Below are 12,021 nucleotides of genomic sequence, written 5' to 3'. Positions count from 1 at the left end.
CCCGGTTATGCGAAAATCGCCTGACCACCTGATCCGAGCCTCCCATGAGCCAGATGAGCTTTTCCGATTTCGAATATGCCAGCAAGCGCAAGCAGACACGCCGCGAACGCTTCCTCGCCGAGATGGATCAGGTCGTCCCCTGGACAGGTCTGCTGGGCCTGATCGAACCGTTCTACCCCAAGGCCGGCGGTGGCAGAAAACCTTATCCGCTGGAAACCATGCTGCGCATTCACCTGCTGCAGAACTGGTTCTCCCTGAGTGATCCGGCCATGGAAGAAGCGCTCTACGAAATCACCCCCATGCGCCAGTTTGCACGCCTGACGTTGAGTGCGCCGATACCGGAAGACACCACGATCATGAACTTCCGGCACCTGCTGGAGAAACATCAACTGGCTCCTGCAATCCTCGCGGTCATCAACGGTTATTTGCAGGAAAAAGGCCTGTCGCTGCGCCAGGGCACCATCGTCGATGCCACCATTATTCATGCCCCAAGCTCGACCAAGAACAAAGACGGCGAGCGTGATCCCGAGATGCATCAGACAAAGAAGGGTAACCAGTATTTCTTCGGTATGAAGGCCCACATCGGCGCTGACGTTGAGTCTGGACTGGTTCATCACGTCCATGGCACTGCGGCCAATGTGGCCGATGTCACTCAAGTCGCCGAACTGCTCCACGGGGAAGAAAACGCGGTCTATGCGGACGCTGGCTACACCGGTGTCGAGAAGCGTGAAGAGCACGAAAATCGTAACGTGATCTGGCAAATCGCGGCGCGGCGCAGCACGTATTCCAAGCTGAACAAACGCAGCCTGTTGTACAAAGCCAAGCGCAAGATCGAGTACTGCAAAGCGCAGACACGCGCCAAGGTCGAGCATCCGTTTCGGGTCATCAAGCGCCAGTTTGGTTACGTGAAAGTACGCTTTCGTGGGCTGATGAAAAACACGGCCCAACTGACCACGCTGTTCGCCCTGTCGAACCTGTGGATGGCTCGAAAGCGACTAATGGGTTTGGGTGAGTTGCGCGCTTAACACGGAAAACCGAGCGAAAAACGCGCTCGACTCACACTGCATCAGACCGTTTTCAGAAAAATAGCGCTATGTGCCTGGCAAATTACGGCTTGCCACCGCTGCGCGGCAAGTTGATCGGAGCATCCCTAGCGGCATTCTTGCTGGCCTACCTGCTACCGCTGGGTTTAAATGGTTTGTGGATTCCCGATGAAACCCGTTATGCCCAGATCAGCCAGGAAATGCTTCACAGCGGCAACTGGATCGCCCCGCACTTCATGGGCTTGCGTTACTTTGAAAAACCGGCTGCCGGCTATTGGCTGATTGCCTTGGGCCAAGCGGTCTTTGGCGAGAACCTGTTCGGCGTGCGCATTGCTTCGGCGATAAGCACCGGTTTAAGTGTCTTGCTGGCCTACCTGCTGGCAGGAAAGATCTGGAGCGACCCGCGCAAAAGCTTTGCCAGCGCACTGCTTTTCATGAGTTTCGGTTTCGTCGCCGGCCAGGCCGGTTACAGCAATCTCGACCCGCAATTTACCCTCTGGACCAACTTGACGCTGGTAACGTTCTGGTACGCCGTGCACAGCATCGGCCGAGCCCGCCTGGTAGCCTGGACGGTGGTCGGCGTAGCCTGCGGTATGGGGTTCATGACCAAGGGATTTCTGGCCTGGGCGTTACCGGCCATCATCACCCTGCCCTACATGCTATGGCAAAGACGCCTGACTGAACTGCTCAGGTTCGGCCCGCTTGCGGTGGTGATTGCCATTGCGGTCTGTCTGCCATGGGCTCTGGCGGTACACCAGCAAGAGCCCGACTACTGGCGTTACTTTTTCTGGCACGAGCACATTCGCCGATTTGCCGGGGACAATGCGCAGCATGCCCAACCCTGGTGGTTCTACCTGCCTCTGCTGATCGCCGCGTGCCTGCCTTGGGCGCTGCTGCTGCCAGTGACGTTTAAGCAGGCCTGGCAACGAAAAAGCAGGCCCGATACTGCCTTCCTGCTGCTATGGCTGGTCCTGCCGCTGGCATTTCTGAGCCTGAGCAAAGGTAAATTGCCGACCTACATACTGCCTTGCCTGCTGCCGCTGGCATTGCTCATGGCTGACGCTCTGGTCGAACGTCTCAATCAAGGCCGTGGCAGGGCGTTGCGTGTTAACGGAATAGTTAACGCAGCATTGACCTTCCTCGGACTTTTAGCGCTGATCTACGTGCAGTTGAAACAGCCCTTGTACGAAAACGAACCGATGCACTTGTTGCTGGCGGTCATCGTACTTACCGGGTGGACGCTCACCAACGCCCTGCAAGGCATCCGCCCTTTGACCTTCTGGGCGCTGCCAGCGGTGGGAAGCTGGTTGCTGATCGTATTGCTGCCCGCGGCCCTGCCAAACGACGTGGTGTACAACAAGACTCCCGACCAGTTTGTCGCCAGACATCAAGCGGAGCTGGCAGCCTGTACACATTTGCTGAGCAATGATCTGGGCGCTGCCTCTGCCCTGTCGTGGCGCCTGAAACGACCGGACATTACGCTTTTCAATACCTGGGGCGAGCTTGAATACGGCTTGGGCTATCCGGATGTACAGGGCCGCCAAGTCCGTCTGCAGGGCATCGACGCCTGGGTTACAAAAGCCCGAAGCGAAGGCCGGGTCGGCGTGATCATGCGCGGCAAGAGTGATGAGGAGTTGCGGGAGCTTGAACTGCTTCCCAAGGATGGCCAGCGTTACGACGAAGGCAACCTGGCCATCCTCATTTATGAGAAGTCAGCGCCATGACCTGGCAGATGCTCCTGGGCGCATGCCTGCTGACGTGCCTGGGCCAGATCGCGCAAAAGTACGCCGTGGAAGGCTGGCGCGAGACATTTCCCGGCGTATTGGCTGCACTGCGTTCTATGTGGCTGTGGCTGGCGATCGCCTGCCTCGGGCTGGGTCTGCTGGTCTGGCTGTTGGTGTTGCAACGCATGGATGTAGGCATCGCGTATCCCATGCTGGGCCTCAACTTCGTGCTGATCACCCTGGTGGGACGCTATGTTTTCAAAGAGCCGGTTGACCCACAGCACTGGCTTGGTATCGCGTTGATCCTTGTCGGCGTATTTCAGCTGGGACGTCAGGCATGACTCGCCGTAGAGCAACGATGTGCGCCTTGACCAGCGTTGTACTGGTCAGTTCGGCGCAATTGGGCATGCGCTGGAGCATGAGCCGCCTGCCCTCACCTGGACAATGGCTCGACCTGCAGGACATCGGGCAGGTTCAGTCCAGTGCCATCGCCGTCATCTGCGCCTCGATCACAGCCTATGCACTCTCCATGCTTTTCTGGCTGCTGGCGCTGCGCGATTTGCCCCTCAGCCGTGCCTATTCGCTCCTCAGTATCAGCTATGCACTGGTTTATACGCTGGCTGCAACTCTGCCATTTTTCCACGAGACGTTCACGGTATCGAAAACTGTGGGTGTCACGCTGATCGTGGCAGGTGTCTTGACCATCAACCTGCGGCGCATCTCCAGCCCGTCACTTCAGGATCTTTCCCATGAGAATCAGCGTTTTCGGTAGCGGATATGTAGGTCTGGTACAGGCGACCGTACTTGCCGAAGTCGGCCATGATGTTGTCTGTATGGACATTGACCAGGCCAAAATCGATCAACTGCGTCAGGGTCAGGTACACATTTACGAGCCTGGACTGGCCAATCTCGTGCGTGACAATCTGGATCATGAACGTCTGCACTTCACCACCGACGAGCGACTGGCGGTGGAGCATGCCGAGGTGCTTTTCATCGCGGTTGGCACGCCCTCCCGAGCAGATGGCTCGGCCGATCTCGGCGGTTTTTTTGCGGTAGGCGAAGCCATTGCCCGGCATCGCTGCGAGCCGCTGATCATCGTCGAGAAGTCCACCGTGCCGGTCGGCAGTGGCGACGCCTTGCGAGGCCATATCGACAAGGTATTGCGTCAGGCCGGTCGCCTGTTGCAGTTCGATATAGTGTCCAACCCCGAGTTTCTCAAGGAAGGCTCGGCGGTCAACGATTGCCGGCGCCCGGACCGGATTGTCATCGGCTGCGAAAATGAAGCGGTGCGCAAAGTCATGCGCGAGCTGTATGCACCGTTCAACCGCAACCATGACCGCATCATGTTCATGGACCTGCGCAGCGCCGAACTGACCAAGTACGCCGCCAACTGCATGCTGGCGACCAAAATCAGTTTCATCAACCAGATCGCCGAGCTGGCAGAACATCTGGGCGCAGACGTTGAGTCCGTCAGGCTGGGCATCGGTGCCGACTCACGCATTGGTTATGACTTCATCTACCCCGGTTGCGGCTATGGCGGCTCATGCTTCGGCAAGGACATCCGCGCCCTGATTCACAGCGCCAGAGAGGCGCATTGCTCCAATGACCTGCTGTCGGTGGTCGAGGCCATCAACGAACGACAGAAGAACAAACTGTTCGAGCGGGTCAACGCGTTCTATCAGGGCGACCTGCGCGGCAAGACCTTTGCCCTGTGGGGCCTGGCATTCAAGCCCAACACCGACGACATGCGCGATGCCCCCAGCCGCGTGCTCATGGAAGCGCTGTGGGACGCGGGGGCCAGCGTGCGCGCGTTCGACCCCGAGGCCATGCAGGAAACCCAACGCATATATGGTCATCGCAAGGACCTGATTCTAATGGGAACACCTGAGTCCGTTCTCAACGATGCCGATGCGCTGATCATCTGCACCGAGTGGCAACAGTTCAAAGCCCCGGATTTCGAGCAGATACAGCAGCGGCTGAATGCACCGATCATCTTCGACGGCCGGAATCTGTATGACACCGAACGGCTGGCAAAGCGCGGCTTTCACTACTTCCCCATCGGTCGTGGTGAATCGTGCGATCTGCCAATCCCGCAGAAGCGGTGGACACCCTATGACCAGTTAACCAGCAGTCAGGCCATATGAATGGCCCTGCTCCGCCCGCCGTACAGAGGGGCTGTCAGTTACTGACAGCCCCTGCCCCTGGTGCCTGACTGACGAAATAGTAGACACGATCCCCGACCTTTACGCTGTCAACAATCTGCAGAGGCGGTTCGGGTGGCTGCATGCTTTCCATCACAGCGACATTGCCGTCAGCGCTGGTAAGAAAACCAGTCAATTCAGCGTTACTATTGAGTGTTTTCAGAAGGCTCTGACTATAGAACACGCTGGCCCCCGCCAGCCGTTCGCTGGGCTGGAACAAGGCAACCTGCCGTCCCTGCAACTGCAAGGTATGGACTTTGTCGGTCAGCGGCAGAAATGACAACTGCCTGTCGGCTTGTGGCGCGAGCCATAGGGCTGCACTTAGATAGCAAGCTACAACCAGCACAACGCCTGCAGCCATGAGCGCCTTTCCATTCCTCACGATAGACGCCGCAAAAAATGAGCGTCCCGAGCGAGCCTGCAATCGCTCACCCAGAACAAAAGCATATTCCGCAGCAATCACTGCCGCCGCAGGTGCCAACGACATCAGATAAACCATGCGTTTACTGGAGGCCAGCGACAACAGCAGGAACTGCGCGCCCAGCCACAGGGCGAAGAACAGCAGATAACGATTGGCCATTAACTGCTTTCGAAAATGCCACAACCCCAGATAAACCAGGATATTCCATGGCAAAAATGCTTCAAGCAGTTTTGTCAGGTAGTAATAGGCAGGTTCGTAGTGCCCCGCCTCTTCGAAGGAACCACTGAAGCGTCCAACGCTGTTGGTCCACAGCACGTCCTTCAATGACTGCGTGCCACCCTGTCCGTACAGGAAACACAGCCACACGAGCAGCGGAGTCAGAGCAACAAGGGTGAACATTGCCGGGCGCAACCAGTGAGCAATAGCAATGCGTTTGTTCTGCAACGACTCGCAAACAAGCCAGGCGAAAATCACCACGCCCGGCATTGCCAGCCCCAGCACGCCCTTGCTCAGGGTCGCCAGTGTGATACCCAGCGTGAACAGCAACCAGGGCCCTGTAGAGAGTCCGTCACCACGCAGGCGATTACTGGCATGGAAGAATGCCAGCAAGGCCGTGGTTACCCCCAGCGCCAGCAAGGCGTCCTCGCCCACTTGCCGCGAATTGCTCCAAAAGCTGGCCTGGGTCGCCAGCATGAAAGCAGCTACCCAGGCCACGAATACCGGCCGGCCGAAACGCCGCAGCATGCTGTAAAGCAGCAACACGCTGAGCAGGCCGGCGCAGGCAGAAGCCAGTCTCACCGCCCATGGGGCAGGACCGAACACCCGAATAGCCGCCGCATCCAGCCACACACTCATCGGCGGTTTTTCCAGGAAAGGCTGGTTGTTCAATTTCGGCGTAATCCAGTTGCCACTCAAGTGCATTTCCATGGCGATGCCAGCAACGCGCGGTTCCGTCGAATTTTGCAACTGGTGATTTCCCAGTGCGAGAAAAAACAGCAAGACACCCAGCAGTAACAGCAACGGCGAACGCACACGAGAAGTCATCAAGGGAGATACCGGTTTGACGAGAAAGAGGATACCGACAGGCAACAGGACGACAAATTATAAACAGTGAGTTGTTGAATAATTGTTGAACAGCTCTTAAACATTTTTTTCACGCCTGCGCAACCAAATACTCACCCTTGTGTATAAATAATTGGCTAACACTAATTAATAGAGCGTGCAGGATGCACTGTCTTTCCGCGTGTGTTTATGATTACAGAAATTTGACAACGCGAAAAACTCTTCTAACTTTCATGCCGCAGCAGTAGACGCTGATGCTCAACACTTCACCCTGAAATTTCAGATTTTTCCCGTCCAAGGAATTGACAAATGCGGATTTATTCAACAGCCCCAGCCCGATTCTTGCTGCTGGCGACTGGTACATGGCTGATCATTTTCTTTCTGACACGCCTTTTTTTATTTTCGACTCATATGGATGAAGCAGGAACGCAGTTTTTCGCGACCTTCGCAACAGGACTTCTCTGCGACCTTGCATTCCTGAGCTACGCTGCCGTCCCCCTGGGCATTTACGTCTTCCTCTGCCCGCCGGTGTTGTGGCGTGCCCGCGGGCACCGCTGGTTCCTTCAGGGAGTCATGACGTTAAGTATATTCGTCATGCTGTTTGTATCGGTCGCCGAATGGCTGTTCTGGGATGAGTTCGGGGGGAGGTTCAACTTTATCGCGGTGGACTACCTGGTCTATTCCGATGAAGTACTCAATAACATTCTCGAATCCTACCCTGTTGGTAAACTGCTCGGCATTCTGGCGCTGGTTGCTATCGCCGTTAGTCTGCTGATCAGTCGAGCAGTAGCCGCAGCAGTGAAAGCGCCCCTGCCGTCCTATCGTGGTCGTCTTGCCGCCAGTGCATATTGCTATTGTTCGCGGGTATCAGCCTGCAATGGGTCGATCAGGACACACCACGCGGCATGGGCGGCAATGCCTATCAGCGGGAACTAGCCAGTAACGGGCCTTATCAGTTTTTTGCCGCGTTCCGCAACAATGAACTGGACTATCAACAGTTCTACGCCACTCTCCCCGATGCTCAGGTCGCCGGTCAAATGCGCCAGGAGCTTGCCGAGCCCGACAGCCAATTCACTGGCAACGACCCTCTGGATATTCGACGGTCGATCAACAACCCGGGAACGCCACGCACGCCTAACATCGTACTGGTCACCATCGAAAGTCTCAGTGCCAAACACCTGGGCAGCAATGGCGACACACGCAACCTGACGCCCAACCTCGATGCGCTACGCAAACAGGGTCTTTACTTCAACAACTTCTACGCCACAGGTACACGCACCGACCGTGGTCTGGAGGCAATAACCCTTTCCATTCCGCCCACGCCAGGGCGCTCGGTGGTCAAGCGCGTGGGTCGTGAGAGTGGTTTTGCCAGCCTGGGTCAGCAATTGGCCCATGTGGGCTATGACAGCGTTTTCGTTTATGGCGGGCGTGGTTACTTCGACAACATGAATGCTTTTTTCAGCGGCAACGGTTATCGCGTCGTTGATCAGAGCAGCGTCAAGGAAGAGGACATTCACTTCAAGAATGCCTGGGGTATGGCTGACGAAGACCTTTATCGTCAGGCGCTGAACCTGGCGGATGCCGATTTTGCGGCAAAAAAACCGTTCCTGCTGCAACTCATGACGACGTCCAACCATCGCCCTTATACGTATCCCGAAGGACGTATCGACATCCCGTCGGGTAACGGCCGTGATGGCGCAGTGAAATATACCGATTACGCCATTGGCAAGTTCCTGGCGGACGCGCGCCAGAAACCATGGTTCGACAACACAATATTCGTCTTCGTCGCTGACCACACCGCGGGCAGCGCCGGAAAGGAAGACCTGCCTATCGATAACTACGCTATCCCGCTGTTCATCTACGCCCCCAAGCTGATCCAGCCGGCAGAAATATCCCGTCTGGCCAGCCAGATCGACCTGGCGCCCACCTTGCTGGGGTTGTTGAACCTGGACTATCAATCGACGTTCTTCGGCCGCAACCTGTTTCTGGACACCTCGTTGCCGCCTCGCGTGGTAGTCGGCAATTACCAGCACCTGGGCCTGTTTGACGGAAACAACCTTGCGATCCTCAGCCCCCGCCAAGGCCTGCGTCGTCACGACAATGCGCTGGGAGAAAGTGTCGAAAGCAAGGCGACCAGCGATGATCCGTTGATCACTCGTGCCATCGCTTATTACCAGGTTGCCAGTTACGGGTTCAAACACAAGTTGCTTGGCTGGAAGCCTGAAAACGCCAAACCATAGCCGTAACGCAACATCGCCACTTATAGAGGGCAAGCCACGACTTGCCCTCTATCCGAGCAGACCCTCTTCGATGCGCGCCGCCCTCAGTCACTGCCAAGTTTCACCAAGTACCTGGCAACTCAGCGGCTTTTCTGCTGCGCCAGTTGCGTCCAGTCCTCCGGGTTTATAATTCCCCGGATAACGGGTTTACCCTGGCTGTCGAGCGAAATGAAAAGCGCACTGTCGTACTCGCTGGTGGCAGCATGAGGATACCCATGCAGACTTTCCAGCTGACCGATACAACCGCTGTGCGTCACCAGAATCAGATTTCGATTCAGAGACTTGTGCGCCACGACCTCATTCAGCATTGTCTCGTCACAGTTGTACAACCATTCCTGAGCCTCCACCGGATGGCCAAACATGGCTTGTGCGGTCTGGGCGGTGCGGGTCAAGGGGCTGGTTATTACATCGGTGTGTGCGAGCCCGAGTTCGCTGAACGACCGGCCGACATCTGTCGAAACGGAACTGCCGTAGCGAGTGATGCCGTCGTTTGCATCAAGGCACTCGTTGCTGGAGCGGTCGCAGCGTTCGCCGTGGCGAACCAGTACCATCACATCACCTTTCTTCCAGCTGGCATACAAACCGGACATGGCCAGATTCTCGCCCTGAACAAGCCGAACTGGCGAACGCGGCCAATAGGTGTAACCCGTCAACACGAGCAAGGAAATCACAATGGCGGCCCCCATCAGAACAACGTTTATCCTGCCGCCCAGAAGCGAAGATGCCCTGAACGCGGATTTACCATAACTTTTCATCAAGTTGCCCCGCATGCCTGCCTGTTCAATGGACAGCCGAACACGCTGGCTCTGTCCTTTTAAGGCCGCCAGCTTGATCAAGGACGCGTCATCGTCGGGTCAATGACATGTGAAAAAAATGCCAAAGCTGAATGAAACGGTTTTCATGAAACTCCCGCTAGGAATTGAACAGGCGGCTACGTATATTCTGCCTCGCAGAAGACTTGCGCACATCGATATGAACTCTCAAACCACGCAAATGACTACGGAATAAAAAAGAGTGCAAAGCGAAAAATCAAGATTCTATGCGTGGAACTTCGGCGTGCCGATGGCAATAGCGCTGTTGACCTTTGTCGTTTTTGATCTTACTTCGCTCGACGAAGCGATCAGCAACTGGCTGTACTACCCGCTTCAGGTATTTCCGTTTGAGCATGACCGCCTATTTGAAAATCTGACCCACCGCTGGCCCAGGATCATTCCCGACTGGACGGGAGAAGCCGCGGTGATCGGGCTATTGCTGTCCTTTATATGGCCACTGCTGAAACCCGGGCGCAATGACCGAGTGATTGGCTTGCTTGAAACCGCTCGGGTAGCGCCATTGTTACGCTTCACTGCTCGTCACCGTCGCGACCTGCTGTTTATCGTGGTCTCTTTCGCGGTGATCACCGGCATGATCCACTTTTTCAAAAGTCACACGAGCATTTACTGCCCTGTGGAAACCACTCTGTATGGCGGCACAATGGAGAAAAAGGAGTGGTTCGAAAACTTCAGCCTGTTCCATGAAGCAGGCGCGGGTCGTTGCTGGCCAGGAGGTCATGCCTCGGGTGGTTTTACCATGGTGGCACTGTATTTCGTTGCACGCCGTTACTGCTGGCGCCACGCCAAGGCAATCCTCTACGCATCGACCGTACTGGGTGCAATCTACGGCACCACGCGAGTGGTTCAAGGCTGGCATTTCATGTCCCACACGTTCTGGGCTGGTGTGATTGTCTGGCTCAGTGCGCTGCTTACCGCGCTTGCTTTTTATGGCTGGCGGCAGTTGGCGCAACCGCTTGAAACCAGAACGGATAAACCACTCAACTGACTCTGACGGGCTCGCTGTCCGCATCCTCCGGTTGCAGTTCCACCCGGAAACTGCAACCGCCAGGCAGATTGCTTGATGTCACCTGCCATCGCTGGTAGGCACAGATCCGATTAACCAGTGACAGCCCTACTCCCATCCCTTCACCACGTTGTTCATCGCCCCGTGCGAAGGGTCGGGACAACGCATTCTGCGTGTCGTCGGAAATGCCCGAACCGCTGTCCTCTACAGAAAACCCGGTCTTGAACAGCGACAGCTTGATATACCCCGTATCGGTGTAATGCCAGGCATTACGCAGCAGATTCCCCATTACCGAATGCAACAGGGTCGCGTTGTAAGACGCACCTGCGTTCGCGTCAGGACTGAAAATCAACTCCAGCCCCTTTTCTTCTATCGGCTTTCGCCATACCTCAATCAGGTCGCACGCCACTTCATGTACGGTCGCCCGAGGGCCATTGCGCGCATGGGCTCCATTGTCCCTGGCCAGCATGAGAAATGTTTCCACGAGCTGGCGCATATCGGACGTCGCCTGGGTGATACGCAAGACCTTCGCTCGCCCCACCTCATCCAGGCAGGGACTCTCAAGCAGTAACTCACTGGACGAGGCAAGTACCATCAAAGGAGTGCGCAACTCGTGACTGACATCACTGGTGAACAACTTCTCTCGGCCCAGTGCCGCTCGCAATTGCCCGAGCGTATGGTCAAAAGAAACAGCCAGCTCACCCACTTCATCATCGGCATAGTCCGGAGACAACGGCGGCGCAATAGACAACAGTTGATCACGGTGTCGAACCTGACGCGACAAGCGCGCGACCGGAGCGATGACGCGTGTGGCGAGCACACGCCCAAGCAACACGGCAAGCAGCACGCTGAGCACAAAACCGACAAATACAATGGCCAGCAACATCCTTTCGCGCTTTTCGAAACCACTTTGATCTCGCAACAACACATAGCGACGGTCGGCGACGGTACTCACCAGCGCGTAATACTCCTTGCCCTGACGGGTGATTTCCTGAAACCCCGGATGCAGATATTCCAGATCCTGCGGAACAGCCAAATCTCCTGCGCCTTCTTCGACGTAGAACAATTCCTCGCGCTCAGGCCGATGACTCCACTCATTGGTACTTTGCGCATTCAAGAGACGGTGCAGATCGTTTTCAAGATCAATGGTAATGAGCCTGGATTCAACGAAGTGCTCGGTCATGTATATACCGATGCCAAACATGGCCGCCACAAATGCGCTCATCAGCGCAAACACCACCACAATACGACGTCTCAGGTTGGTTTTTATATTCATGGCTTACCAAAACGACACGTTTGTGCATCACGCACGGGCGGGATATCGCGACGCTGGACACTTTACGCAACCGGTTCAAATCGACGATAGCTTATCGGTATAGCACGCAGGATCAGAATCTGCGACAGCGCCAGCCCACGTGCGGCAAGCGTATTGAGCGGCAACGCCAGAACACGCCA

9 protein-coding genes and 1 pseudogene are annotated in these 12,021 nt (G+C 56.1%); 7 read left to right on the top strand and 3 right to left on the bottom strand.

What is annotated here, in order from left to right; genetic code table 11:
- Window positions 1-44: 44 nt before the first annotated feature.
- From AC4ANE_RS15030 to AC4ANE_RS15010, 5 genes are all read left to right on the top strand, one after another.
- Entirely contained in the window at window positions 45-1,025 is a 981-nt protein-coding gene (locus AC4ANE_RS15030) for an IS5 family transposase (RefSeq protein WP_044424202.1), read from the top strand.
- Between the two features lie 68 nt (window positions 1,026-1,093).
- Window positions 1,094-2,767 carry a lipid IV(A) 4-amino-4-deoxy-L-arabinosyltransferase gene (gene arnT / locus AC4ANE_RS15025; RefSeq protein WP_460408380.1) on the top strand — a complete coding sequence of 558 codons (1,674 nt, stop codon included), beginning with the start codon at window positions 1,094-1,096 and terminating at the stop codon, window positions 2,765-2,767.
- Window positions 2,764-3,108 (top strand): 4-amino-4-deoxy-L-arabinose-phosphoundecaprenol flippase subunit ArnE, encoded by a 345-nt coding sequence (arnE, locus tag AC4ANE_RS15020; protein ID WP_002553512.1) that lies wholly within the window; start codon window positions 2,764-2,766, stop codon window positions 3,106-3,108. The genes arnT and arnE overlap by 4 nt, the downstream gene beginning before the upstream one ends.
- Window positions 3,105-3,539 (top strand): 4-amino-4-deoxy-L-arabinose-phosphoundecaprenol flippase subunit ArnF, encoded by a 435-nt coding sequence (gene arnF / locus AC4ANE_RS15015; RefSeq protein ID WP_031597975.1) that lies wholly within the window; start codon window positions 3,105-3,107, stop codon window positions 3,537-3,539. Before arnE ends, arnF begins: the two co-directional genes overlap by 4 nt.
- Window positions 3,517-4,911, top strand: coding sequence for a UDP-glucose dehydrogenase family protein (locus AC4ANE_RS15010; RefSeq protein ID WP_002553510.1), 1,395 nt, complete (start codon window positions 3,517-3,519; stop codon window positions 4,909-4,911). Before arnF ends, AC4ANE_RS15010 begins: the two co-directional genes overlap by 23 nt.
- A gap of 34 nt (window positions 4,912-4,945) precedes the next feature.
- On the opposite strand, the gene AC4ANE_RS15005 is transcribed toward AC4ANE_RS15010, so the two are convergent.
- On the bottom strand, window positions 4,946-6,433 hold the full coding sequence (locus AC4ANE_RS15005; protein ID WP_460408378.1) for an ArnT family glycosyltransferase: 1,488 nt from the start codon (window positions 6,431-6,433) through the stop codon (window positions 4,946-4,948).
- Window positions 6,434-6,760: 327 nt separating this feature from the next.
- Between AC4ANE_RS15005 and AC4ANE_RS15000 the strand changes: the two are divergent.
- A pseudogene (locus tag AC4ANE_RS15000) lies at window positions 6,761-8,691 on the top strand (LTA synthase family protein).
- 119 nt (window positions 8,692-8,810) lie between these two features.
- On the opposite strand, the gene pmrG reads toward AC4ANE_RS15000, so the two are convergent.
- The gene (gene pmrG, locus AC4ANE_RS14995) at window positions 8,811-9,500 is read right to left on the bottom strand and encodes a lipopolysaccharide core heptose(II)-phosphate phosphatase PmrG (protein WP_220273661.1); all 690 of its coding nucleotides are present in this window, start codon (window positions 9,498-9,500) and stop codon (window positions 8,811-8,813) included.
- A gap of 244 nt (window positions 9,501-9,744) precedes the next feature.
- Between pmrG and AC4ANE_RS14990 the strand changes: the two genes are divergently transcribed.
- Window positions 9,745-10,548, top strand: coding sequence for a phosphatase PAP2 family protein (locus tag AC4ANE_RS14990; RefSeq protein ID WP_031598433.1), 804 nt, complete (start codon window positions 9,745-9,747; stop codon window positions 10,546-10,548).
- Here the strand turns inward: AC4ANE_RS14990 and AC4ANE_RS14985 are convergent.
- Window positions 10,541-11,842: a sensor histidine kinase gene (locus tag AC4ANE_RS14985; protein ID WP_002553504.1), complete on the bottom strand. Its 1,302-nt coding sequence runs from the start codon at window positions 11,840-11,842 to the stop codon at window positions 10,541-10,543. The two genes, AC4ANE_RS14990 and AC4ANE_RS14985, sit on opposite strands and share 8 nt — an antisense overlap.
- Between the last annotated feature and the right edge of the window lie 179 nt (window positions 11,843-12,021).

Source organism: Pseudomonas sp. Pme6b, from assembly GCF_058129925.1.
Note: the sequence above shows the minus strand (reverse complement) of the source record. Positions and strands in the feature narration are given on the sequence as shown.